Here is a 25,093-nt window from a genome sequence, read left to right as displayed (position 1 = left end):
ACCATTCCATATGGATATAAGCGTGACATCACACTTCTGATAACCTTGCGCCAACAGGTTCGGTAAAAACCGACCGTATAATAAATCAGGAGAACGGGGATGAATTTTCCACTCATCGCGAACATTGTTGTGTTCGTCGTATTGCTATTGCTTCTCGCCCAGGCTCGCCACAAACAGTGGAGCCTGGCGAAAAAGGTACTGGTCGGTCTGGTCATGGGCGTGGTGTTTGGCCTGGCCTTACACGCTATTTACGGCTCCGACAGCCCGGTACTGAAAGACTCCATTCAGTGGTTCAACATTGTCGGTAACGGCTATGTACAGCTGCTGCAAATGATCGTTATGCCGCTGGTATTCGCCTCTATTCTGAGCGCCGTAGCCCGCCTGCACAATGCCTCTCAACTGGGTAAAATTAGCTTCCTGACCATTGGTACCCTGCTCTTCACCACGCTGATTGCGGCGCTGGTGGGTGTGCTGGTAACCAATCTGTTTGGCCTGACTGCTGAAGGTCTGGTGCAGGGTAGCGCTGAAACCGCGCGTCTGACGGCGATTGAGACCAACTACGTGGGTAAAGTGGCCGATCTGACCGTTCCGCAGATGGTGCTCTCCTTCATTCCGAAGAACCCGTTTGCTGACCTGACCGGCGCAAGCCCAACCTCCATTATCAGCGTGGTGATCTTCGCGGCATTCCTGGGCGTGGCTGCGCTGAAGCTGCTGAAGGACGATGCGCCGAAAGGCGAGCGCGTTCTGACGGCCATCGATACCCTGCAAAGCTGGGTGATGAAGCTGGTGCGTCTGGTCATGCAACTGACGCCGTACGGTGTCCTGGCTCTGATGACCAAAGTCGTTGCAGGTTCTAACCTGCAAGACATCATTAAGCTTGGCAGCTTTGTGATTGCCTCGTACCTCGGTCTGGGCATCATGTTTGTTGTGCACGGCATTCTGCTGGCGGTGAACGGCGTTGGCCCGCTGAAATACTTCCGTAAAGTCTGGCCGGTGCTGACCTTCGCCTTTACCAGCCGTTCCAGCGCGGCATCTATCCCGCTGAACGTGGAAGCACAGACCCGTCGTCTGGGCGTACCGGAGTCTATCGCCAGCTTCTCGGCCTCCTTTGGCGCCACCATCGGGCAGAACGGCTGTGCGGGTCTCTACCCGGCGATGCTGGCTGTGATGGTTGCCCCAACCGTGGGGATTAATCCGCTGGATCCGGTCTGGATTGCGACGCTGGTCGGTATCGTGACCATTAGCTCCGCCGGTGTTGCGGGCGTGGGCGGCGGCGCGACCTTCGCTGCGCTGATCGTTCTGCCTGCGCTTGGACTGCCGGTGACGCTGGTTGCCCTGCTGATCTCTGTTGAACCGCTGATCGACATGGGTCGTACCGCCCTGAACGTGAGTGGCTCAATGACCGCCGGTACCCTGACCAGCCAGTGGCTGAAGCAGACCGACAAAACAATTCTCGACAGTGAAGATGATGCCGAACTGGCCCATCGTTAATCACTGCCGAAATAAAAAAACCGCCTGAGGGCGGTTTTTTTATGGCTGTTATTCTTCAACCTCTTCATCCTGGCGGGTCTGCATAGCCCATCGCTGCGCCGATTCTGGCACAGTAAACGCAGGGGAGCGACGGAAGTGCTCGCCAATCAGCACGAAGGCAACGTATTTACCCCGTAACATCCAGACATCGCGAAAACCATCCACTTTCAGGGCATGGTCAGGCGGCGCGGGTTCAACGCGGGGCACATAGCTAATAACCTGGCGGTTTTGTTGACGAAGAGGTTTCATAAGCGACGGGTTCACTAAAGCAAATTCTTAAAGCAGGAAATTTCTATCATAGCCGATTCTCCCCCCACCCGTCGCGCCTGACATGTGGCAGATGGCTCCTTTCGCTAATCACTTCCTCTGAAAACGCTTAGTTCGCCTGCTAATTCATCACATTGTTCTATCCTTAATAGGGTTTTCAGGAACGAACAAAGGAGAATCGTGCAATGTCGAACAATGATAAACCCCATCAATCCCCTATTCATGGCACCGAAGAATCTCAACCGGGAATGGACTCACTCGCCCCTGCGGATGGCTCTCATAAACCGTCGCCGGGCCTCTCCGCGCCGGGCGAGCAACCTACTGCACCGGGAAGCATGAAGTCACCCGATGCGGACAACGAAAAGTTAAAATCTCTCGACCCGCACCGCAAAGGGGGTGAAGGCTATGCGCTGACCACCAATCAGGGCGTGCGCATCGCCGATGATCAGAACTCCTTGCGCGCCGGAACGCGCGGCCCAACGCTGCTGGAAGATTTCATCCTGCGGGAAAAAATCACCCATTTCGACCATGAGCGTATTCCTGAACGTATCGTTCACGCTCGCGGCTCTGCGGCGCACGGCTATTTCCAGCCGTACAAGAGCCTGAAGGAGATCACGAAGGCGGATTTCCTTTCCGATCCGAACAAAATTACACCGGTATTTGTGCGCTTCTCTACCGTACAGGGCGGCGCGGGTTCGGCCGACACGGTGCGTGATATCCGCGGCTTCGCCACCAAATTCTATACCGAAGAGGGCATTTTCGACCTCGTCGGGAATAACACCCCGGTTTTCTTCATTCAGGATGCGCATAAATTCCCTGACTTTGTCCATGCGGTAAAACCAGATCCACACTGGGCCATACCGCAGGGACAAAGTGCGCATGACACCTTCTGGGACTACGTCTCCCTGCAACCGGAAACCCTTCACAACGTGATGTGGGCGATGTCTGACCGGGGGATCCCACGCAGCTATCGCACCATGGAAGGCTTTGGTATTCATACCTTCCGTCTGATTAACGCTGAAGGTAAAGCGACGTTTGTGCGTTTCCACTGGAAACCGGTCGCGGGGAAAGCGTCCCTGGTGTGGGATGAAGCACAGAAGCTGACCGGGCGCGATCCGGACTTCCACCGTCGCGAACTGTGGGAATCCATTGAAGCCGGTGATTTCCCGGAATACGAGCTGGGGTTACAGCTGATCCCGGAAGAGGACGAGTTCAAATTCGACTTCGACCTGCTCGACCCGACCAAGCTTATTCCCGAAGAGCTGGTGCCGGTTCAGCTGGTGGGCAAAATGGTGCTTAATCGTAACCCGGATAACTTCTTCGCGGAGAATGAGCAGGCTGCGTTCCACCCGGGCCATATTGTGCCGGGGCTGGATTTCACCAACGATCCGCTGCTCCAGGGCCGTCTGTTCTCTTATACCGATACGCAGATCAGCCGTCTCGGCGGACCGAACTTCCACGAAATTCCTATCAACCGTCCGACCTGCCCGTACCATAATTTCCAGCGTGACGGGATGCATCGCCAGGATATCGATACCAACCCGGCGAACTACGAGCCAAACTCCATTAACGATAACTGGCCGCGTGAAACCCCGCCGGGGCCAAAACGTGGCGGATTCGAGTCGTATCAGGAGCGCGTGGACGGAACAAAAATTCGCGAGCGCAGCCCGTCATTCGGCGAATATTACGCTCAGCCTCGCCTGTTCTGGAACAGCCAGACCCCGATTGAACAGCAGCACATTATCGGCGGTTTCAGCTTTGAGCTGAGCAAAGTGGTGCGTACCTACATTCGCGAGCGCGTGGTCGACCATCTGGCGCATATTGATATCCAGCTTGCTCAGGGCGTGGCGAATAATCTCGGCATCACGCTCACCGATGAGCAATGCCATGCCGCACCGCCAAAAGACGTGAACGGGCTGAAGAAGGATCCGTCCCTGAGCCTGTACGCGGTACCTGGCGGGTCAATTAAAGGCCGCGTAGTGGCTATTCTGCTGAACGATAAACCGCGCGCCAGCGACGTACTGGGGATCATGCGGGCGCTCAAAACCCAGGGCGTACATGCCAAACTGCTCTACTCTCGCATGGGTGAAGTGACGGCCGATGATAGCTCCGTCCTGCCGATTGCCGCGACCTTCGCCGGAGCACCGTCGCTGACGGTTGATGCGGTGATTATGCCGTGCGGCGACGTTGAGAGCCTGCTCGGTAACGGTGATGCCGCCTATTATCTGCTGGAAGCCTATAAGCACCTGAAGCCAATCGCTCTGGCAGGCGATGCGCGGAAGTTTAAAACTCTGCTGAAGGTACCGGATCAAGGGGAAGAAGGCATTGTCGAAGGTGATAACGTCGATGATGCGTTTATGACCCGGTTGTTTGACCTGCTCGCCGCGCACCGCGTGTGGTCGCGCAGCAGTAAGATTGACCAGATACCGGCGTAAAAAACCTGAAGCCCTCACCCCGGCCCTCTCCCCTGGGAGAGGGAGAAAACAATAAAAACGGTAACCAAAAGGTTACCGTTTTGCTTTTACCTCGCCACCGGGCTTTGCCTCAAAGATCCCTGAACGTCCCCAGACGATACCCACGCTCGGCAATCGCATACTTTAACGACGCCGATGTCAGCACATCCAGTTCTGCCAGACGCGGCCAGCAGTAGGCGCTCTTACGTACTATCTCATCGACAAACGCCGGGTGCGCCATTACCTCAAGCGAGCGCTCCCCTTTTGCGGCGGAGTCATCCAGCACCTTCAGGAACAGCGCTTCGTCGATCTCGTCGCCATAAAATGCGCTGCTGAACCCCTCCGTTGACGTCACCGCGACGTCCGGCAACCCGCGCACCTCACGATCCACGCGCATCGCCACGCCTTTACGTTGCGCAAACTCTGCCACAAGCGGGAAAATCGCCGGGATCATATGCACATGATGATGGCTGTCAATATGGGTAGGTTCGCGGCCAAACACATCCACAAAGCGGTTAAACTGGCACTCCAGCTCGCGGGCAATCTCATCGAGCGGCAGAGCGTCCTGCTCCGCCATTTCCCAAATCCATTTCCCCAGTTGTCCCTCGCGCGTCAGACCCGGCATCGGTGAAAGGGGCAACCCAAGCGTCAGCACAAAGTGCATGCCCACGCCCAGCTCGGGCAGCTCACGGCTTAACTGCGCCGCATGTTCCACCGCCTCACCGTTGATGAGCGCTGTTGTAGAGGTCACGACGCCCCGGCGACAGGCTTCAATAATGCCGTAGTTCTGCCCTTTTGACAGGCCAAAATCATCGGCATTGACGATCAGCAGGTTTTCCATCGCGCCTCCTCTTAACGGTGTGTGAGTTTCAGTTTCTCAACCGTTGCAGCAAAGTTTGGTAGCCATTTTTCATGCGCCAGGATCATCTCACTCGCGAGTTTTTCAGCGTCACGGTCAGAATGCACCAGCGGGCTGAGATTCAGCGCCAGCAGCACGTCATTCAGTTCGCCGCTCAGGGCAGCATTGCTCGCCGCCACTTCAAAGCCTTTGATGGTGTGAATCAGCCCCATCACCTTATCGTCGAAGTGGGTAATGCGGGGATGCGGTTTTGCACCCTCGCGTCCAAGGATGCAGGTCATCTCAACGGCCCAGTCTGCCGGGATATTGTCGATGTGCCCGTGATGGGGAACGTTCACATAGTGCTCGGCCTGCTTGTCATTGTAAATGGCGTTAATCACTTCACACGCCGCATCCGAATAGTATGCCCCGCCGCGCTGCTCCAGCTCTTTCGGTTTGACGTTCAGGTTCGGATCTTTATACAAATCAAACAGCTGCTTCTCTACTTTCTGCACAACCTGAGCGCGTGCGCCACCTTTGTAGTATTCGCCCATTTCAATGGCCAGCATCTCTTTCTGCTTGAAGTAGTAAAGCAGATACGAGCACGGCAGCAGATTCAGGGAGCGGATCAGCCCTTCGCTGAACGGCAGATCGAAGATGTTTTTCACCGAGGCCGCAGTCAGGCGACCAGAGGCGACGCCGTCGAGCAGTTCCGCAAAGCGCGATTGCCCGTTCACAATCACATCTTTGATAAAGACCATGTGATTCAGGCCGAACAGGTCAATGGACAGATCATCGTGCTCGGTCAGTTCCAGTACATCGCGGATGAACATCTTCATGCCAATCGGAATATTGCAGACGCCGATAAAGCGTTTGAAACCGGTATGGCGATAGACTGCCTCGGTGACCATCCCGGCCGGGTTGGTAAAGTTGATCACCCAGGCGTTCGGGCAGATCTCCTCCACGTCTTTAATGATGTCAAAAATGACCGGAATAGTACGCAGGCCTTTAAACAGGCCACCTGCCCCGTTGGTTTCCTGGCCCAGATAACCGTGGCTCAGCGGAATGCGCTCGTCCAGCTCACGCGCCTTCAGCTGGCCGACGCGCAGCTGCGTGGTCACGAAGTCAGCATCTTTCAGTGCCAGGCGACGATCCAGCGTTTTATGCACGGTTAAGGGCACGCCCGCTTTTTCAACCATGCGTTTGCACAGTTCAAAAATAATATTCAGCTTCTCCTGACCTTCTTCAACATCCACCAGCCATAATTCGCTGACCGGTAATTCATGATACCGTTTCAGGAAACCTTCAAGTAATTCCGGGGTATAGCTGCTGCCGCCACCAATGGTTACGACTTTTAATTTCTGTTGCATAATATCTCCCTTAGCGTATCAGGTTAATCGCCTGCAAGGTATAGCGTGCTCTTCCCGCTATTTGGGCAAGCCATTACGTCACTGTTCCTGGCGGATAAACCGCCGAAAGTTAATTAATTACCGTTAAATTTTTGCGGTAACTGTTCGGTGTGAATGAAGTCAATTTTTTAAAGGTTTTAATAAACAGACTGGGACTGCTGTAACCCGATTCGTAAGCGATATCGGTGACAGAGTAATTAGTAATTTCCAGCTGTTTTTTGGCAAAGTTAATGCGGATTTCATTAATAATTTGCACAGGCGTTTTACGGTAATAACGCTGCGTGGCGCGCGTCAAATATTCCTGCGATTTACCCGACAGCGCCACCATATTCTCCAGGGCGTTATCGCTGAACTGTCCTTTGTCGTGCATCAGCTCCACGGTACTACGCAGCCACTGAGGAATATCATCCACCACCTGCTGTTCTTCACGGTGATGGCGGAGGCGATTCATGACGTAGAACGTCACGGTTTCAATAAATTCATCAAATTCATTGTCGCGGAAATTCAGCGAGGCGATAACCGTTTCAATCCAGGTCATAAACTCATTTTTAACGCGATACACCTGTGACGCCACAAAGCAGAACGGCACCAGCGGCAGATAATGCTTCTCGAAGAAACGCCTGCTCACGCCTACGTTCAGAATGCGCGTCGCACCAAACTCATAAAAGCTCTGGTGATAAGATCCCATCGGCAGGAAGACGAAATCGCCACGCTCAAGCAGGACGCGCTTACCGTTGATCTCCTGATAGTAGCGGCCGGTCAGAACAATCGTGAACTCGTAGTAGTCATGCTGGTGCAGACCGCTGGCGCTCTCCGTTTTGTTGTAAATCACCACGTGAAAATTCTTGCCATTAAACAGCTGCTGCTCATGTGCGGTTTTGATTTCCATCGTGCTGACCTCCTGCTACTTCATCCTGACTTATTGCATCTTCTCGTGAAGCTCGATGAGCTCCGCTACCAGCTCGCGTGCCAGCATGGAGGTCATCAGATGATCCTGCGCATGTTCCAGCACCAGACTCACTTTCATCTTCCCTTCGCCCTGGTCGCTTTCGATAAGCTTCGTCTGCACCAGATGCGCTTCGTTTAACGCCGTACGGGACTGCTCCATCATGGTTTTCGCGGCAACGAAGTCGCCCTGCTTAGCCTGCTTAAGCGCCGCATACGCCAGGCTGCGTGCCTGCCCGGAGTTGATGATGAGGCCCATCACCACCTCTTCCAGATCGTTCTCTGCGGTTTCTTCGGCAACGATACTCTCTAAATCTAACATTTTTTAAGCTCCTTTCCGCTGGCGCGGGTTGCCCCGCGCCGTGCAATTTTAGAATTTCAGTGCGAGGGCGATATCCTCTTCGCTCTCTTCTTCATCGATAACCGTTGCGGCCTTGTTCGCAATCGCCACGAACGGCATGTAGAGCAGGGTTGCAATCCCGAGGTTGAATATCGCCAGCAGGAAGGCGGCCACGCTACCATTGGTGTTGAAGAACGCGCCCAGACCAGCCGGCATCGTCCACGGCGCAATGTTGGTCACCGGCGGGATAATGCCCAGGTAGTACGCCGTCAGCGTAATCGCGGCCAGCAGCGGCTGAACCAGGATGAAGGGAATGAACATCACCGGGTTCATGATAATTGGCAGACCAAACAGGATCGGCTCGTTAATCTGAAAGATGCCTGACGGCAGGGCCAACTTCGCAACCTGACGATGGTCAGCGCGGCGAGAGACAATAAAGACCGCGATGATCAGACCCAACGTCGCCCCGGTACCGCCCAGGAAGATATAGGAGTCAAGCATCGGCTTCGCCCACACATGGAAGGTTTTACCGGCCGCCAGCGCCGCATCGACGGAGCCGTACTGCTGGTAAAGCGCGACGTTTTCCAGTGCCCATGGGGTCATAATACCGCTGTCCAGCGCCGCCAGTGCCAGTGAACCATGCACGCCGAAGAACCACAGCAGGGAGGTAAAGATGACATACGCCCAACCGACCACGCTACCCATCGACGCCAGCGGCGTTGAGATAGAGTCCATAATGATCTGGTGGAAGTTAGTTCCCCAGTGAGAGAGCGCCCAGGCAATAATCCCCATGATGGAGAGAATAATGAAGCCCGGAATCAACGCGGAAAATGAACGAGAAACAGAGGCCGGAACGCTATCCGGCAAGCGGATAACCCAGTTACGGCGAATAATGAAGGTGAACATTTCGGCCACCACCAGCCCGATAATAATACCGGAAATGATGTTTGCCCCACCCAGCCAGTTGGCGCCAACGGCATAAGCGTCGCCCACGCTGTACGGTGTGACGGTCATGAACGCGGCAATGGACAGTAAGCCTGCCGCCAGCGGATCCACTTTACGCTCTTCCGCCAGCGCCATTCCAATAAAGAAAGGCGCCATTAGCGACATAATACCCAACGTACCGTTGTATACATTGCCGCCAATGGCTTTTAAACTATTAAGGGTGTCAATAGTTGAAGCATCTAACCTAATTCCTAATGAATAAAAAAAGGAACCTTCTCCAAAGCTCAGAAAAACGTTGTTAATTAAAACGAACATTGCCCCGGCTAATGTCAACGGCATTAATTTAATAAAGCCGTTCTTGATGGCATTAACGTGAGGCTGCTTTCCTATTTTAACAGCAAAAGGAAGGAGTACCTTTTCAAGTGAAGCGATGACTTTACTCATAGGAAAATACCCTTAAAGGCCGCAACGATCGTTACGGCAGATTGTGTGTGAAATAACTCTTTGACGGGAAAAATAAAAAATTAATTAGCAGCTTTTTTAATCGCCGCAACGGCAGCTTTTAATACACCTAAACCATCAATCTTGCCGTATAAAACGGAATCGATCACTTCGACCGGCTTATTGGGTAGCAGACGTTGAATTTCTGGCAGCATATAAGCGATTTGCGGCCCGAGTAAAATAACGTCTGCTGTCTGGCCCTTCTCGCCCGCCAGCGTTTCCGGAAACGCCTCAATCACCACAGGGACTTCATATTTTTCGGCCTGCGCGCGCATTTTGGAAACCAGCAGCGAAGTGGACATGCCCGCAGAGCAAAACAGATAGATATGTTTCTTTTCCATGATAACTTCCCTCTTGTTTGGCTACCCGCCGTCTCGCTATCACTCGACTCGCTATCCTGGCTGACGGGCAGTGTGCTGAACATTGTTTATCGTTGAAGTGAGTATACGCAATGGTACAGGGAGGGGATAATTCTGGATAGACTGAAATTGTCTCTCATTGACCTGGCTTGTTGACTACCTTCACATTTCAGGCAAATAATTCGCGCCAAGAAATAAGATTCACGTATGCATAAAAAAACCGGCCTTCCGGCCGGTTAGTTAACGCTCTCAGGCAAGCAGGCTTACTGTGCCTTAGGTGCCTGTGGGTCGGTGTCGTATTCGGCACAGGTCTGGTAACCAGAATTGATCACGTGACCCGTATCATCCAGGGCGACAAAGTAGGTCTCTGCCTTACCATCACGTTGACCCAGAATATAGGTCTGGCAGGTACCACGCGCGTGGATCATAGTAACTTCTGAAGAAGGTTTACCGGCAATGGCTGCAACCTGGGAACGCGTCATGCCTTTTTTGACGTCTTTTACCACTGGCTGTGTGAACTGATCTTTGGTGCGATCGTAAGCTGTACACCCTGCCAGCATAGTCAGTACCGCCGCTGCGCTTAAAATTCCTGCTACGTTCTTGTTCATATTCCGTCCTCTTGTTTATCAGCGTGTTAACTAAGCATGGGATAAAAATTACTATTGTTCAACTTTGCGAGTTACGCCAGACGAATTTCGGAAAATTCTAATAAAACAACGGTAAGCTGCTAAATCGCTGTAAAACAGTACACTCAAAACTGTGATCCTTGTCGTTTCCCCGACAAAGGGTTAGTTTTAACAGATCACACTTTCTGTTTGGTTCTGCATAGGGAGGGCGTAATGGCTCTGCAACAAGAAATTATTCAGGCGCTGGGCGCGAAACCTGCGATTGATGCCAATGAAGAGATCCGTCGTAGCGTTGATTTTTTGAAAGCTTACCTGTCTGCACACCCTTTCCTGAAGACGCTGGTGCTGGGTATCAGCGGCGGTCAGGATTCCACTCTGGCCGGCAAGCTGAGCCAGATGGCCATCTCCGAGCTGCGTGACGAGACCGGTGACACCGCGCTGCAATTTATTGCCGTACGTCTGCCGTATGGCGTGCAGGCTGACGAGCAGGACTGTCAGGATGCGATCGCGTTTATTCAGCCGGACCGTGTTCTTACCGTAAACATCAAAGGTTCGGTACTGGCAAGCGAGCAGGCCTTGCGTGAAGCCGGTATTGAACTGAGCGATTTTGTTCGCGGCAACGAGAAAGCCCGTGAGCGCATGAAAGCGCAGTACAGTATCGCAGGGATGACCAAAGGGGTCGTCGTCGGCACCGACCACGCCGCGGAAGCCATCACCGGCTTCTTCACCAAATACGGCGATGGCGGCACGGATATCAACCCCCTCTTCCGCCTGAACAAGCGTCAGGGCAAGCAGCTGCTGGCGGCGCTGGGCTGCCCGGAGCACCTGTATAAGAAGGCGCCAACGGCGGACCTGGAGGACGATCGCCCTTCCCTGCCGGATGAAGCCGCGCTGGGCGTCACATATGACAACATTGATGATTATCTGGAAGGCAAAACGCTCGACGAAGGTACCGCCAAAATTATCGAAGGCTGGTATCTGAAAACCGAGCACAAGCGCCGTCCGCCGATTACGGTGTTTGATGATTTCTGGAAAAAGTAAAAGCAAAACGGTAACTCAGTTTTACAGGCCGGGTAAGGCGTAACCGCCACCCGGCTCTTTTTTAACCACCGAACACCTGCTACACTGTATGCCTGAACAGTATATGGAGCAGTATGTGAGCAGGCGTCAATCCGCCCCGCGTCTTGAGTTTGAAGCGGCGGCTATCTACGAATATCCCGAGCATCTTCGCCCCTGGCTTGAGGCTCTGCCTAAACAGCCTGGCGTCTATTTCTTCCACGGCGACAGCGATACCATGCCGCTCTATATCGGCAAAAGCGTGAATATCCGCAGCCGGGTGATGTCGCACCTGCGTACGCCGGATGAAGCATCGATGCTCAGGCAGTCCCGGCGGATCACCTGGATCGAGACGGCAGGCGAACTGGGCGCGCTTCTGCTCGAAGCCCGGCTCATCAAGGAACAGCAGCCGCTGTTTAACAAACGCCTGCGCCGCAACCGCCAGCTGTGTTCCTTGCAGGTTAACGCAGGAAAACCGCAGGTTGTTTATGCCCGGGAAGTGGATTTTTCGCATGAACCCAATCTTTACGGTCTGTTTGCCAACAAACGTGCCGCACTGCAAACCCTGCAATCCCTGGCTGATGAATTACAGCTTTGTTACGGCCTGTTAGGACTGGAAGCCACCACCCGCGGTCGCGCCTGTTTCCGCTCCGCGCTGAAACGCTGCGCCGGGGCGTGTTGTGGAAAAGAGAGCGTTGAAGAACATCATGCCCGGTTTATGGCGGGCCTGGCCTCTATCAGCGTTAACTGCTGGCCGTGGGAAGGCGCGGTGGCGCTGAAAGAAACCCGCGATGCGATGACGCATTATCACATCATCCGCAACTGGCTCTGGCTTGGCGCCGTTGAAAGCCTGGATGACGCTACCGCCCTGCTGCGCACCCCTGCCGGGTTCGATCAGGATGGTTACAAAATTCTCTGTAAGCCACTATTAACCGGAAAACATGAGATCATCGTCCTCAGTGACCCGGCAGCCAGGTAATTTCACTGAACAGCAGCGACCCCTTCGTTTCCAGTAAACGGAGGGTATGACTGCCCGCTTCCCAGCTGGCACCCTGATCGGCGGTCAGTAATTTGTCGCCCAGTTGCCAGGCGCCACTTAATACAAAGACCACCCCACCGCGTGACGCGAAGGTAGTGAACGTTCGGGTAGCAACGCGCACCTTTGCCTGGCAGCAATCCCGTCGGGTCATGATGTTGAAGTCCATCGACATCTGCCCCTCTGTGAGCACGGCTTTCACCGCCAGATCGCCCGCAAATCGGTAAGGCTGGTGATGCTTCAGGGTATGACAAAACGCCCTGCCTGCATCCAGGGTCACCTCGCCGCCTTCCAGCAGCGTAATCACCCGGTCAACGCCCGGGAACGCGGAGAATTCGCCGTTACTGGCGATGGAGGCAATACTGGCCCGCCAGAAAAAATCCCGCGTCGCGGGAGGAAAACAGCAAATCTCACGCGTCTCACCCGCACCATTACGCCAGAGACTGACCGGCATTTTACGGATATCAAAGAATTCCATGACCACTCCTGAAGGACGCACCGTGCGCCAGGGCATTTTCACAGACGTATTATCGGCAGCAGTCAGGCCAGACCTTAGGCATGGGATAAAAGAAAAACCGCCGGTCCTGTCCACAGCGTTTTCGCTTTTGTAGACAGGAGCCCGGCGGTCTTAAGAGAGTGAACCGATTATTCGGTTGGTGCAGGCATTTTACCTTCCGGCGCTGCACGTTCTGTCAGACGCTTCTCAAAATTGGCATTAAATTGCTTTTTCTGTTCCGGCGTCAGAATGTTGTAAATCTTGTTCTGGGTTTCCATGTGGGCCAGCATGCGTGCTTTATGCTGCTCGGCCATTTTGTCGATCTGCGCTTCCGCTTTTGCTTTATCGAAGCTGTCGCTGGCAATGATGTCATGCATTGCGCGGCGCTCTTCCAGCGGAGGACGTTTCATCTGGTCACGCTGGCTTTTCATGATGTCGCGGATCTGCTGCTTCTGCGCATCGGTGAGGTTCAGATCTTTAAACATCATCATCTCATGGTGCATACCCGGCTTGCCTTTATGATGCATCATCATTTTGCCTTCCGTCGGCGCGGCGGTAGTGGTCGCGGTATCGGCGGCGAACGCCATGCTGGTAGCGCCCAGAGCCAGGGTAGAGGCAACAAACAGTGCAGTTAATTTACGCATAATGTCTTTCCTTACTTTCAGTTATTCTTCGGCGCTATGCCGTGTTGACGAGATTAACTTTACGGCGTTTATCGTCAATTAGTCAGAGCAACGGTAAAACAATGAAAGTGTAAAAAACAACTTTTCGCCAATTGTGGAGAAATTAAGGAAAAAGCGTGGAGAGATGAAACAAAAATATTCAACAGGATGATTTTAAAGAGATTATGGAGAAGTATAGCGAAGTGCCGTTTAATAATAAAGCAATTCTCCAGGAATATTCCGCAAACAATACCAGAGCGCTTTTAACGTTAAGAAATTTATTCTTCATTTCCCCTCCGGTCTGCGCGAGGGGAGAAGATCAGGGCATTTTTTCCAGCATCAGACCTGCTCGCAAACCAAACGCGACCGACGGATTAGGAAATAAAACATATTCCGTGGATTTCTGTACCGTATAGCGCGTCTCACCATCTTCCGCCAGCAGGACGCCCTGGCGAAACGGCGTAAAGTTCAGCGTATGGGGTGCCATATGAAGCTGGAAAGCCTCGCTTTGACGCGTGATCTGCTGCACGACCCGATAGCGCACAACGGGTTCCCGGGAGGGTTCCGGCGCAACCCCGGCGAGCAACGCCCGAAGCGCCTGATGCGTAGGGGCAAAACGCGTCAGGTCGTTTTGCCCGAAAGGCAGCGCTTTTCCGAGCTCCAGGGTGCAGGATAACGCGCCAACATTTTCGCAGGTGAAGTGGGTAAAAGTGCCGCCTGGCGTCTGGTGGAAAACCAGCGCCTCCAGCCCCGCGTCGCCAAGCCAGGTCAGAAACGCCTCATCCCACGGCTGATGACGCTGCGGTAACACGCCAAAACGCACGTGGTACGAGGCGCGAATGGCCGTATGCAGATCAAGGTGCCAGCGCGTTTCCCCCGCCCCGGCAAAAAACGCCGTGACCACCTTCTCCAGCCATTGCGCGCGAGTCGTCTCATCACTCTGTGGAAACTGCGCCCAGCGACCACCAAACATGCGGTTGATGTCGCTCACGAGGTACCGTTTATTTTGCGCCAGCGCAGGCGGATTTCCCAGTACCACCAGCAGACGGCAGTGCAGCGTGATCTCTGCGCGATACAGCGCGCGCAGCAATAGTTCGACAATCTCCACGGGCGCGGTTTCGTTTCCGTGAATGCCGGTAGAAAGCAGCAGCGACAGGTTATATTTCCCCGTCGGCGTCAGTTCAAGCACGCCCGGCCCCAGCCATCGCCAGTGGAACGAAGGGCCTGCCCCCTCTTGCCGCTCCGGTGTATCTTCGGCCAGCGTCAGCGCCAGTAAGTTTTCCATATCGTCTCCTTAGCGCTGGAACGGATAAACCGATCCCAGTTGCAGGATGGTTGATAATGCATCCAGCGCTTCGCGGCCTTCGCGCAGCAGCTGCGGATCAACCAGATCGGCCTGAACCAGACGGTCGCGATAATAGCGGTCCACCCAGTCATTGAGGGTATTGAACAGCGTGTCGTTCATCATCACCGCCGGATTCACGGCCTGCAATTCCTCCGGCGTTAACACCACGCGTAGTCGCAGGCACGCCGGTCCCCCGCCGTTGGCCATACTTTCCCGAAGATCAAACACGCGCAGTTCATCAATCGGGTTATCCGCCTGCACCAGTTCGCTGAGATAGCGCCAGACGCCCTGATGGTTTCGGGACTCCTGCGGCAGCACCAGCATCATGCTGCCGTCATCCCGGCTCAGCAGCTGGCTGTTGAACAGATACGTTTCGACCGCCTCCTGCACGCTTACCGCCTGCGTGGGCACCTGAATCGGCATAAATCCCGGCACGCGTTCGCGCAGCGTGGCCAGCAACTTTTCCTGATGGGCAAACGCCTGCTCGTGGCAGAACAGCACCTGACGGTTGGAAACGGCAATGACGTCGTTATGAAACACGCCCTGGTCGATCACCTGCGGATTTTGCTGGGCAAAAATCACCTGAGAAGGATTAACCTGGTTCAGCCGCGCAACCGCCTGGCTTGCGGCTAAGGTTTGTCTCGCCGGATAACGAACCGGCGCGGCGTGGCCGCCCTCTTCCCGTCCATAGATAAACAGCTGTAAACCCGGATCGCCATAGTCGCCGCCCAGACGGTTGTGGTTTGCCGCCCCTTCATCGCCAAACATCGCAACCTGCGGCAGCGCCGAATGCACCTCAAAATGCGCATCATGATTAAAAATGGCGCGCAGCACGCGCCTGGTGGTCTCCGCTTCGCTGGCGCGGTGGAATTTGTTGTTCAGGTTAGCAACGGTCAGATGCACTTTGCCGTCCAGCGTATCCGCCGACGGCGCTACGGTGGCGGCATTCGCCACCCACATCGAGGAGGCTGAACTGGCAGCCGAAAGCAGGTGTGGCGTCTGCGTGCCTGCTTTTTCCACCACCTGTTCATCCGTACCGCTGAATCCCAGCTGGCGCAGCACGGCCACGTTTGGGCGCTCCTGCGGCGGGATCACCGCCTGCGGGAAACCGGCATCGGACAGCGCCTTCATTTTCAGTAGCCCCTGCTTCGCCGCCAGCTTCGGGTTCGAGACCTGGAAACGGTGCTTCGTCGAGGCTTCATTACCGAACGACAGCCCGGCATAGTGGTGCGTCAGCCCCACGAGGCCGTCAAAGTTAACCTCACGCGCTTTCATGGGCGTCACCCTCTGTAAAATCCAGCCCCGGATTCAACGTCTCCGGCAGCGTCAGCGCCGGGGTTTCCAGGCTTGCCATCGGCCACGCGCAGTAATCGGCGGCATACCAGGCGCTGGCGCGATGGTTGCCCGACGCCCCTACGCCACCAAACGGCGCAGTGCTCGCCGCACCGGTCAGCGGTTTGTTCCAGTTCACGATCCCGGCGCGCGCTTCCAGCAGCAGCTGGTCGAATTTCTCGCGATGCGGCGATATCAGGCCGCTCGACAGGCCGTAGCGGGTATTGTTGGCCATCTCGATCGCCGACTCAAAATCGTCATAGCGCCAGACGCACAGCAGCGGGCCAAAGACCTCTTCATCCGGCACGTTGCTCGTCGCACTCATCTCAATAATCCCCGGCGTCAGCAGCGACGTGCCCGGCTGAACCAGCTTCGGCTCCAGCAGGGTTTTCGCCCCGCGCGCCACGTGCTCCTGCCACGCTTTCAGTACGTTCAGCGCCGCCTGCACGGAGATCAGCCCGCCGATAAACGGCTGCGGCTCGGCATCCCATTTCGCGGGAACCAGACGCGCGCTCACCTCCACCAGACGCTTCAGGAACGCATCCCCCTGCGCGCCGCGCTTAACCAGCAGGCGGCGGGCGCATGTGCAGCGCTGTCCGGCGGTAATGAACGCCGACTGAATGGTCAAGTGGACCGCGGCATTGATATCCTCCGGATCTTCCACAATCAGTGGGTTGTTGCCGCCCATCTCCAGCGCCAGAATTTTTTCCGGTTGCCCCGCCAGCTGACGATGCAGCTGATAGCCCGTTCCGGCACTGCCGGTAAACAGCAGACCGTCAATGTCGCTCAGCGCACTCAGCGCCTGACCGGTTTCACGCCCGCCCTGCACCAGATTCAGCACCCCCGGCGGCAGCCCCGCCTGCTCCCAGAGTTTTACCACTGCTTCTCCGGTTAAGGGGGTTAACTCACTCGGCTTGAAGATGACAGTATTCCCCGCCAGCAGCGCAGGCACAATGTGCCCGTTCGGCAGATGCCCGGGGAAGTTATACGGGCCAAACACCGCCAGTACACCGTGCGGACGGTGGCGCAGCGTGGCCGCGCCGTCTGGCATCTCGGTATGCTGCTCGCCGGTGCGGGTATGGTACGCCTTCACCGATATCGCAATTTTGTTGATCATCGCCGTGACTTCGGTTGTTGCCTCCCAGCGCGGCTTACTGGTTTCGCAGGCAATGATGCGGGTCAGCTCGGCTTTATTGGCCTCCAGCAGCGCAGCAAATTTCTCAACCAGCGCCTGGCGCTCGGAGAATGGCCGTTTCGCCCACGCCGGAAACGCGCGGCGTGCAGCCTGACAGGCCTGCTCAACCTGCCCGGCGCTTGCGTCGTTCCCAGACCAGAGCACCTCCTGGCCGACCGGGTTAGTTTTTGTCCGCGCGTCACCTTCGCCCGTAACCCAGTCACCGTTAATCCATAGAGTCATGCTGTTTTCTCCTCAGGGCAGAGCCGCACCAGGCGAACCGTGTCGCCAGCGTTACATTTCAGGGCATCCAGTTGCGCAGCCGTCAGTACCAGACGCTCGCATGATGGGTTGGTTCGCACCAGCATGGCGCGGAAGTTGGTGTAATTCTCGTTCGAGACCAGGCAGGCTGGCCACTCGCCCGGCGCGGGCTGGCCTTCTGAAACCTCAACCAGGCGGCTTTTACGGATGGCGCGAACGCGGTCAATGTCGCATTCCAGCGTCGGGCCGCCGTCGAAGATGTCGACGTAGTTACGGTAGCGAAATCCCTCTTTCTCCAGCACCGCGCGGGCCGGGGCGGTTTGCGGGTGAACTTCGCCGATCACCGCCTGCGCTTCTGGCGTTAGGAAATGGGTATAAATAGGATGCTTCGGCATCAACTCGGCGATAAACGCCTTCTGACCGGTGCCGCACAGGTAATCCGCCCGGCTAAATTCCATGGAGAAGAATCGTTCGCCCAGACTCTCCCAGAACGGCGAGTAGCCCGTCTCATCAATCACGCCGCGCATCTCCGCGACCACTTTTTCGTTGAAGCGGTCGCGAAAGGCGGCCATAAACATAAAGCGCGATTTGGAGAGCAGATAACCGTTGCCCTCTTTGCGCCAGTCCGGATCGAGAAACAGGGTGCAGAGTTCGCTGGCGCCGGTATGGTCATTACAGAGGAAGAGCGTCGGCAGCGCGTTGTAAACGTTCAGCTCTTTCGAAGCGTGGACCATCGTGCCGACGCGGTAGTTGTACCACGGATCATTAAGCCCGACGGCCACCTCGATAGCGCAAATCCCCGCCACGGTCCCCGTGTCGGTATCTTCCAGCACGAACACATAGCCCTGTTCGCTTTTTGGCAACGTCCCCTGCCAGGTTTGCAGGGCGCGCTCAATGCGCGCCGACAGCGTTTTTTCATCGGCAGGCAGCGAGGTCAGCCCGCCCCCTGTCTTACCGGCAAGCTGCATAAGCCCGGCGAGATCGCCGTGCGCAACGGGACGGATGACCATCATGATGACACCCCGGACTTCACCTGTTCGCAGGCCAGCGCAAAACGATCTAAGCCAGTTCTGACCTCTTCCTCGCTGACGATCAGCGCAGGGGCAAAGCGCACCACGTTAGCACCGGCAATCAGCACCATTACGCCCTGCTTTGCCGCTTCCTGTGAAATCAGCTTCGCTTTGCCGGCAAACTCAGGGGCAAGCTCACAGCCTATTAACAGCCCCAGGCCGCGGATCTCTTTGAACAGGCCAGTTTTGCTGTTAATGGCCGTGAGTCGCTCAACAAACCACTGGTGACGCTGCTTCACGCCGTTCAGCACCTCAGGGGTGTTGATGATATCCAGCACCTGTCCGGCGACAGCGGTTGCCAGCGGGTTGCCGCCGTATGTGGTGCCATGAGTGCCCACGGTCATCACGCTGGCGAATTTTTCGGTGGTCAGCATCGCCCCCACCGGGAAACCGCCGCCGAGCGCTTTGGCTGTTGAGAGCACATCCGGGGTCACGCCATAGTGCATGTAGGCATACAGCTCACCCGTGCGGCCCACGCCGGTCTGGACTTCGTCAAAAATCAGGACCGCGTTATGCCGATCGCACAGCTCGCGCAGCCCTTGCAGGAACGCTTTCTGGGCGGGCATGACGCCGCCTTCCCCCTGCATGGGCTCGACAATCACCGCACAGGTGGTGTCGTCAATCAGCTCGCTGGCAGAGTGTAAATCGTTATACGCCGCATGACGGATATCCGGCGGCAGCGGCGCAAAATCCTGAGAATATGAGGGCTGACCGCCCGCACTGACGGTAAACAGTGTGCGGCCATGGAAAGCATTTTTAAAGGCTACGATGCCGCTCTTATGCGCGCCGAATTTATCGTGCGCATATTTGCGCGCCAGCTTCAGCGCCGCTTCGTTCGCTTCCGCGCCGGAGTTACAGAAAAAGACTTTTTCTGCGAAGGTGGCGTCGATCAGCTTCTTCGCCAGACGCAATGCCGGTTCGTTGGTATAACCGTTGCCGGTATGCCAGAATTTCGCCGCCTGGTCATTCAGCGCCTGCCGCAACGCCGGGTTTGCATGCCCCAGCGCATTCACCGCAATCCCACCTGCAAAGTCGATATACTCTTTGCCCTGCTGATCCCACAGGCGAGAGCCTTCCCCACGTACCGGAATAAAAGCCGCCGGAGCGTATACCGGCATCATCCATTCATCGAAATTTTCACGCGTAACTGACAGAGACATAGCGACCTCATCCGGTAAATAAAAGGTTGTTTAAATGTTAAATAATTGAGTGTTTGCACTGTGAATGTAGATTGCAGCGTTCGTGCCAGCCAGCGATAAAAATGCATAAATGGGTTTGGGTAACAGAATATCAATGAGTTACAATATGGAGTTATTCACTTATAATGCATAAATAGTGAATATTTTTACGACAAGCGGCGCTTTGCCGCATGAAAACAAGAAAGAGTATGCAGAGGCCAAATATAATTCTGGAATTGTGATCGCTCGCGAAATTTATCGGTCGTTTACGCCCTGTTCGAGGGCAAAACGCGCCGAAATGGTGCAAATATTGCACCGTTGGCATTATCTGTCGCAGTAATTGGGCGAAGCGGATAACAGACGACGTAAATTCTGCTACCATCCTTGCACTATTCACCTTGCATTGGCAGCGACTATGAAATTTGTCTCTTTTAATATCAACGGCCTGCGTGCCCGCCCTCACCAGCTTGAAGCGATTGTTGAGCAACATCAGCCAGATGTGATCGGCTTGCAGGAGACAAAAGTTCACGACGATATGTTCCCGCTCGAAGAGGTAGCGAAGCTGGGCTATAACGTTTTTTACCACGGTCAGAAAGGCCACTACGGCGTTGCGCTGCTGACCAAAGATACGCCGGTGTCGGTGCGCCGTGGCTTCCCGGGTGACGGTGAAGAGGCGCAGCGCCGCATCATCATGGCGGAAATTCCTTCCGCACTCGGCAATGTGACCGTCATCAACGGCTATTTCCCGCAGGGTGAAAGCCGCGATCATGAAACCAAATTCCCGGCCAAAGCGAAGTTTTATCAGGATCTGCAAAACTACCTGACAACCGAACTCAAAAAAGAAAACCCGGTGCTTATCATGGGCGACATGAATATCAGCCCGACGGATCTGGATATCGGTATTGGCGAAGAGAACCGTAAGCGCTGGCTGCGCACCGGCAAATGCTCTTTCCTGCCGGAGGAGCGCGAGTGGATGGAGCGCCTGCTGGGTTGGGGGCTGGTGGATACTTTCCGCACGGCTAACCCGGAAACGCAGGACCGTTTCTCGTGGTTTGACTACCGCTCTAAAGGCTTCGATGACAACCGGGGCCTGCGTATTGATCTGCTGCTGGCGAGCGCCCCCCTGGCCGAACGCTGCATCGAAACCGGTATCGACTATGACATCCGCAGCATGGAAAAGCCGTCCGACCATGCGCCGGTATGGGCAACGTTCAAGCTGTAAACTTCAGTGAATATTAAAAAAATCAGTCTCCTGTGCGCCCTTCTGGGCGCATTTGTTTTAATTGTTGTTTTGCTTCCACCGGGCATGCTCTCCCTCGACACGCTAAAAATACACCAGCAAACGTTGCTCGCTCGTGTGGAGCAAGCGCCCCTTCAGAGCGCGCTGTTCTATTTTGCGGTTTACGTTCTGCTCTCCGCGCTATCGATCCCCGGAGCCGCGCTTCTGACGCTGCTCGGCGGGGCGCTTTTCAGCCTGTGGGAGGCGACGCTGTTGGTGTCATTTGCCTCGACGCTCGGCGCCACGCTTGCCATGCTCGTCAGCCGTTATCTGCTTCGAGACTGGGTGCAACGGCGCTTTGCCGCACAGATGAGCACGATAGATGCGGGAATGGATCGCGACGGCGCGCGCTACCTTTTTGCCCTGCGCCTGATACCGTTGTTCCCGTTCTTTCTGGTCAATTTGCTGATGGGGCTAACCCGTCTCAGGGTGCGTCACTACTGGTGGGTCAGCCAGCTTGCAATGCTGCCTGCCACCGTCATTTATCTGAACGCCGGACGCGAGCTGGGGAAACTCACCTCGCTGCGCGATATTCTGTCGCCGGGACTGCTGTTCGCCTTTACACTATTAGGGTTATTACCGCTGGTCACTCGCTGGCTGTTTTCCCGTTACATCCCTTCGATTAAAAAGTGAGGCATTATGCGCCGGGTGCGTTTTTGCGCGTTTCTGACGAGTCTGCTGCTGGCAACCTCTGCCTTCGCCGCAGAGAGCTGGCAATCCATTCAGCAACAGGCCACCGGGCAGACCGTCTGGTTTAACGCCTGGGGCGGTGACGAGGCCGTTAACCGCTACCTCGACTGGGTAAGCGGCGAGATGAAAACGCACTACGCCATCAACCTGAAGATCGTTCATCTGGCCGATGCCGCCGACGCGGTGAAGCGGATCCAGACGGAACATGCCGCAGGACGTAGCAGTAACGGGTCGATGGATCTGCTCTGGGTAAACGGGGAAAACTTCCGCAACCTGAAAGCGGCAAACCTGCTGCTCACCGGCTGGGCGCAAACCCTGCCCAACTGGCGCTACGTCGATACCCGTAAACCGGTCACGGAAGATTTTGCCATCCCGACCGATGGCGCGGAATCCCCATGGGGCGGCGCACAATTAACCTTTATCGCCCGTAAAGCGAGTATGCCGACACCACCAGCAGATCCCCACGCGCTGCTGCTATACGCCCAACAGCACCCTGGCAAGGTGAGCTATCCACGACCGCCGGATTTTACCGGCACGGCGTTTCTGGAACAGCTACTGCTGGCGCTGACCGCCCATCCGGAGGCGCTAAAAAACGCGCCAGACAGTACCTTTGCGCAGGTCACCGCGCCGCTGTGGGATTACCTTGATACGCTGCACCCCCTGCTGTGGCGCGAAGGGAACGATTTTCCTCCGTCGCCTGCGCGCATGGATACGCTGCTGGCCAGCGGCAGTCTGAACCTGTCGCTCACCTTTAACCCCGCCCATGCGATGCAAAAGGTGGCGAGCGGTGAACTGCCTGCCGACAGCTACAGTTTCGGCTTTCTCAAAGGCATGATCGGCAACGTCCATTTTGTCGCTATCCCGGCAAACGCCAGCGCGAGCGCAGGCGCGAAAGTGGTGGCGAATTTCCTGCTGTCACCACAGGCGCAGATCCGCAAAGCTAATCCTGACGTCTGGGGTGACCCGAGCGTGCTGGATGGCGAAAAACTGCCTGCGAAAACGGCAAAACAGCTTCGCGCCTTTACCCCCTCAGGCACGCCTGATGTGCTTCCCGAACCGCACGCCGCCTGGGTTAACGCCCTGGAGCAGGAATGGCTTCGCCGCTACGGAACCCGCTAAGCGGGCTGGTCTGGGCGGCAATGGCGGTCATCTATCTGCCCCTGCTTCCCGCCAGCGGCATGCTGCTGGCCCCGGCGTTTTCTCCCGGCAACTGGGCGACGCTGTTTGCCGACCCGCAGCTGCCGCAGGCGCTGGCCGCCACGCTGGTGTCAGCGCTTATCGCGACGCTGGGCTCACTGTTTATCGCCCTGACCCTGCTTGCGCTTCTCTGGCCGGGTGAAGGCTGGCAGCGCCTGAGCACCCGTTTGCCGTGGCTGTTAGCCGTGCCGCACGTCGCCTTCGCCACCAGCGCGCTGCTGCTGTTTGCGGAAGGGGGGCAGTTTTACCGGTTCTGTACAGTCTGTTCGCCGCAGCTTGACCGCTACGGTATCGGGCTTGGCCTGACGCTTGCGGTCAAAGAGAGCGCGTTCGTTCTGTGGGCAATCTACGCCGCGCTGCCTGAAAAGCGCCTCGCACAGCAGAAAATTGTCCTGCATACCTTCGGCTACGGACGAATTCAGGCGCTCAACTGGCTCGTCCTCCCGGCAATCGCCCCCGCGCTGGGCGCCGTGATGCTGGCGGTGCTCGCCTGGTCCCTTTCCGTGGTGGATGTGGCGATCGTGCTCGGGCCGGGCAACCCGCCTACGCTGGCGGTGCTGGCCTGGCAGTGGCTCACCCAGGGCGATGCGCAGCAGCAAACCAAGGGAACGCTGCTGTGTCTGGTGTTGCTCCTGCTGCTGGCGGCGCTTGCCGCGGTGGGATACGGCTTCTGGACGGCATGGCGGCGCGCCCAGCCTGACCCCTCCGGGGTACGTCGCGCTTCGCATAGTGCGCTGCCCGCACGGGTGCTGGGCGGGTTACTGCCGCTGTGCTGCGTGCTCTGTGCGCTGGTTCTGCTGATGCTGGCACGCCGGGACGACATCGGCCCCGTCAGCGACAGCCTTTCAGTGGGACTGCTGTCCAGCCTGACAGCGCTGGCCATCCTCATGATCTGGCTTGAGTGGGGACCCCAGCGCGGCGCGGTGTGGATCTGGCTGCCGCTTGCCCTCCCGGCGCTGCCCCTCGTGTCCGGGCAGTATGCCGTGGCGCTGTGGCTGGGCATCGACGGCCAGTACGCTGCGGTGCTCTGGAGCCATATGCTATGGGTTCTCCCGTGGATGCTCCTGGTGCTACAACCGGCCTGGCGCCGGCTCGATCCCCGGCTTATCCTCACTGCCAGAACGCTGGGCTGGCGGCGGGCGAAAATTTTCTGGCTAGTGAAATGCCCATTGATGGTTCGTCCAGCCCTGCTGGCCTTTGCCACCGGCTTTTCCGTGAGCATGGCCCAGTACATGCCTACCCTCTGGCTGGGGGCGGGACGTTTCACCACCCTGACGACGGAGGCGGTCGCCCTCAGCAGCGGCGGCAGCATTCCGATCCTCGCCAGCCGGGCGCTGGGTCTGTTGTTGTTGACCAGCAGCGTATTTGCCCTTGCCGCGCTGCTCTCCCGGCTCGTGGGCCGTCACAGACAAGGATTACGTTAATGCTGACCGTGAAAAATCTCACCATTGCGCCGCTCTTACATGAGGTCAACTTCCGCGTCCCGGCGGGGGAGATCGTCACGCTGATGGGGCCCTCCGGGAGTGGGAAATCGACCCTTTTCGCCTGGATGGTGGGGGCGTTATCCGCTGATTTTAAGGCGCACGGCGAGCTGTGGCTGAACGATCGTCGCTGCGATATGGTCCCCGTGGAAACGCGCGGGATCGGCATTCTGTTTCAGGATGCCCTGCTGTTTGACGCCTTCAGCGTGGGGCAAAACCTGATGCTGGCGCTGCCGGCGCACATCGTCGGGCGCGCCCGCCGCAACGCGGTCGAGCAGGCCCTGGAGACTGCCGGGCTGGCAAACCACTACACCAGCGATCCGGCGACCCTTTCCGGCGGCGAGCGCGCCAGGGTCAGCCTGTTGCGCGCCCTTCTCGCCCAGCCGCAGGCATTGCTGCTCGACGAGCCGTTCAGTCGACTGGATAAAACGCTGCGCGCCTCATTCCGGGCGTGGGTATTCGAGGTCACTCGCCAGCGCAGGATCCCGGTGGTGCTGGTCACGCATGATGAGGACGATATTCCGCCCGGCGGCGAGGTGATTGAGATTTCTCGCTGGCAATAATGTGCTAACGCAATGTTTTTGGCTTCAGGAGAGACGACAATGCCCCCCTCTTTTAATGAC

Annotated in this window: 24 protein-coding genes; 9 read left to right on the top strand and 15 right to left on the bottom strand. The window is 56.4% G+C overall.

Going from position 1 to position 25,093, the window contains the following annotated elements:
- Positions 1-99 precede the first annotated feature (99 nt).
- Positions 100-1,491, top strand: coding sequence for a cystine/sulfocysteine:cation symporter (tcyP, locus tag ACOTX1_RS17040; protein ID WP_022647826.1), 1,392 nt, complete (start codon positions 100-102; stop codon positions 1,489-1,491).
- Positions 1,492-1,539: 48 nt separating this feature from the next.
- On the opposite strand, the gene cedA is transcribed toward tcyP, so the two are convergent.
- Positions 1,540-1,794 (bottom strand): cell division activator CedA, encoded by a 255-nt coding sequence (gene cedA, locus ACOTX1_RS17035; protein ID WP_071785203.1) that lies wholly within the window; start codon positions 1,792-1,794, stop codon positions 1,540-1,542.
- A gap of 188 nt (positions 1,795-1,982) precedes the next feature.
- Here cedA and katE point away from each other — a divergent pair, with 188 nt between their 5' ends.
- Entirely contained in the window at positions 1,983-4,232 is a 2,250-nt protein-coding gene (gene katE / locus ACOTX1_RS17030; RefSeq protein ID WP_126502112.1) for a catalase HPII, read from the top strand.
- Positions 4,233-4,341: 109 nt separating this feature from the next.
- Here the strand turns inward: katE and chbG are convergent, their stop codons facing one another.
- The 7 genes from chbG to osmE all read right to left on the bottom strand — a co-directional run bounded on the left by chbG (position 4,342) and on the right by osmE (position 10,195).
- A complete protein-coding gene (gene chbG, locus ACOTX1_RS17025; RefSeq protein ID WP_032609029.1) occupies positions 4,342-5,091 on the bottom strand; it encodes a chitin disaccharide deacetylase in 750 nt (249 codons plus the stop codon).
- A gap of 11 nt (positions 5,092-5,102) precedes the next feature.
- Positions 5,103-6,458 carry a 6-phospho-beta-glucosidase gene (locus tag ACOTX1_RS17020; protein ID WP_022650894.1) on the bottom strand — a complete coding sequence of 452 codons (1,356 nt, stop codon included), beginning with the start codon at positions 6,456-6,458 and terminating at the stop codon, positions 5,103-5,105.
- A gap of 109 nt (positions 6,459-6,567) precedes the next feature.
- Positions 6,568-7,386, bottom strand: coding sequence for a transcriptional regulator ChbR (gene chbR / locus ACOTX1_RS17015; protein ID WP_017384663.1), 819 nt, complete (start codon positions 7,384-7,386; stop codon positions 6,568-6,570).
- A gap of 30 nt (positions 7,387-7,416) precedes the next feature.
- Positions 7,417-7,764, bottom strand: coding sequence for a PTS N,N'-diacetylchitobiose transporter subunit IIA (chbA, locus tag ACOTX1_RS17010; RefSeq protein ID WP_263522455.1), 348 nt, complete (start codon positions 7,762-7,764; stop codon positions 7,417-7,419).
- 48 nt (positions 7,765-7,812) lie between these two features.
- On the bottom strand, positions 7,813-9,171 hold the full coding sequence (gene chbC / locus ACOTX1_RS17005) for a PTS N,N'-diacetylchitobiose transporter subunit IIC (RefSeq protein WP_023315923.1): 1,359 nt from the start codon (positions 9,169-9,171) through the stop codon (positions 7,813-7,815).
- A gap of 80 nt (positions 9,172-9,251) precedes the next feature.
- A complete protein-coding gene (gene chbB / locus ACOTX1_RS17000) occupies positions 9,252-9,569 on the bottom strand; it encodes a PTS N,N'-diacetylchitobiose transporter subunit IIB (protein ID WP_015570750.1) in 318 nt (105 codons plus the stop codon).
- A 281-nt stretch (positions 9,570-9,850) separates the two neighbouring features.
- Positions 9,851-10,195, bottom strand: a complete 345-nt coding sequence (gene osmE / locus ACOTX1_RS16995) for an osmotically-inducible lipoprotein OsmE (RefSeq protein WP_003857836.1) — start codon at positions 10,193-10,195, stop codon at positions 9,851-9,853.
- Between the two features lie 231 nt (positions 10,196-10,426).
- On the opposite strand from osmE, the gene nadE reads away from it, so the two are divergent.
- Both nadE and cho read left to right on the top strand, forming a co-directional pair.
- A complete protein-coding gene (gene nadE, locus ACOTX1_RS16990; protein ID WP_003857837.1) occupies positions 10,427-11,254 on the top strand; it encodes an ammonia-dependent NAD(+) synthetase in 828 nt (275 codons plus the stop codon).
- 115 nt (positions 11,255-11,369) lie between these two features.
- Complete coding sequence (gene cho, locus ACOTX1_RS16985; protein ID WP_057979962.1) at positions 11,370-12,248, top strand: excinuclease Cho; 879 nt, start codon at positions 11,370-11,372, stop codon at positions 12,246-12,248.
- On the opposite strand, the gene ves is transcribed toward cho, so the two are convergent.
- The 7 genes from ves to astC form a co-directional block, all read right to left on the bottom strand.
- The gene (gene ves / locus ACOTX1_RS16980; RefSeq protein WP_022650891.1) at positions 12,226-12,783 is read right to left on the bottom strand and encodes an environmental stress-induced protein Ves; all 558 of its coding nucleotides are present in this window, start codon (positions 12,781-12,783) and stop codon (positions 12,226-12,228) included. The genes cho and ves overlap by 23 nt on opposite strands.
- Positions 12,784-12,950: 167 nt before the next feature.
- Complete coding sequence (spy, locus tag ACOTX1_RS16975; protein ID WP_015570753.1) at positions 12,951-13,445, bottom strand: ATP-independent periplasmic protein-refolding chaperone Spy; 495 nt, start codon at positions 13,443-13,445, stop codon at positions 12,951-12,953.
- A 337-nt stretch (positions 13,446-13,782) separates the two neighbouring features.
- Positions 13,783-14,748: a succinylglutamate desuccinylase gene (gene astE, locus ACOTX1_RS16970; protein WP_023315919.1), complete on the bottom strand. Its 966-nt coding sequence runs from the start codon at positions 14,746-14,748 to the stop codon at positions 13,783-13,785.
- A gap of 9 nt (positions 14,749-14,757) precedes the next feature.
- Positions 14,758-16,083, bottom strand: coding sequence for an N-succinylarginine dihydrolase (gene astB / locus ACOTX1_RS16965; RefSeq protein WP_263522456.1), 1,326 nt, complete (start codon positions 16,081-16,083; stop codon positions 14,758-14,760).
- Positions 16,070-17,557, bottom strand: coding sequence for a succinylglutamate-semialdehyde dehydrogenase (gene astD, locus ACOTX1_RS16960; RefSeq protein WP_023315917.1), 1,488 nt, complete (start codon positions 17,555-17,557; stop codon positions 16,070-16,072). Before astD ends, astB begins: the two co-directional genes overlap by 14 nt.
- Entirely contained in the window at positions 17,554-18,588 is a 1,035-nt protein-coding gene (gene astA / locus ACOTX1_RS16955) for an arginine N-succinyltransferase (protein ID WP_022650887.1), read from the bottom strand. Before astA ends, astD begins: the two co-directional genes overlap by 4 nt.
- Positions 18,585-19,805 (bottom strand): succinylornithine/acetylornithine transaminase, encoded by a 1,221-nt coding sequence (astC, locus tag ACOTX1_RS16950; RefSeq protein WP_022650886.1) that lies wholly within the window; start codon positions 19,803-19,805, stop codon positions 18,585-18,587. The genes astA and astC overlap by 4 nt, the downstream gene beginning before the upstream one ends.
- A gap of 433 nt (positions 19,806-20,238) precedes the next feature.
- On the opposite strand from astC, the gene xthA reads away from it, so the two are divergent.
- The 5 genes from xthA to ACOTX1_RS16925 are packed head-to-tail and all read left to right on the top strand — an operon-like array spanning position 20,239 to position 25,033.
- A complete protein-coding gene (gene xthA, locus ACOTX1_RS16945) occupies positions 20,239-21,045 on the top strand; it encodes an exodeoxyribonuclease III (RefSeq protein WP_022650885.1) in 807 nt (268 codons plus the stop codon).
- A gap of 6 nt (positions 21,046-21,051) precedes the next feature.
- Positions 21,052-21,735: a TVP38/TMEM64 family protein gene (locus ACOTX1_RS16940; protein ID WP_032634515.1), complete on the top strand. Its 684-nt coding sequence runs from the start codon at positions 21,052-21,054 to the stop codon at positions 21,733-21,735.
- 6 nt (positions 21,736-21,741) lie between these two features.
- A complete protein-coding gene (locus ACOTX1_RS16935) occupies positions 21,742-22,911 on the top strand; it encodes an ABC transporter substrate-binding protein (protein ID WP_072253465.1) in 1,170 nt (389 codons plus the stop codon).
- Positions 22,884-24,413, top strand: a complete 1,530-nt coding sequence (locus tag ACOTX1_RS16930; RefSeq protein WP_059288240.1) for an ABC transporter permease subunit — start codon at positions 22,884-22,886, stop codon at positions 24,411-24,413. Before ACOTX1_RS16935 ends, ACOTX1_RS16930 begins: the two co-directional genes overlap by 28 nt.
- On the top strand, positions 24,413-25,033 hold the full coding sequence (locus ACOTX1_RS16925; RefSeq protein WP_023315913.1) for an ATP-binding cassette domain-containing protein: 621 nt from the start codon (positions 24,413-24,415) through the stop codon (positions 25,031-25,033). The genes ACOTX1_RS16930 and ACOTX1_RS16925 overlap by 1 nt, the downstream gene beginning before the upstream one ends.
- Positions 25,034-25,093 lie beyond the last annotated feature (60 nt).

It is taken from the genome of Enterobacter cloacae complex sp. IR5401 (assembly GCF_049238425.1).
Taxonomy (GTDB): Bacteria; Pseudomonadota; Gammaproteobacteria; order Enterobacterales; family Enterobacteriaceae; genus Enterobacter; species Enterobacter hormaechei_C.
This window is presented reverse-complemented; position numbering and strand designations above follow the sequence as displayed.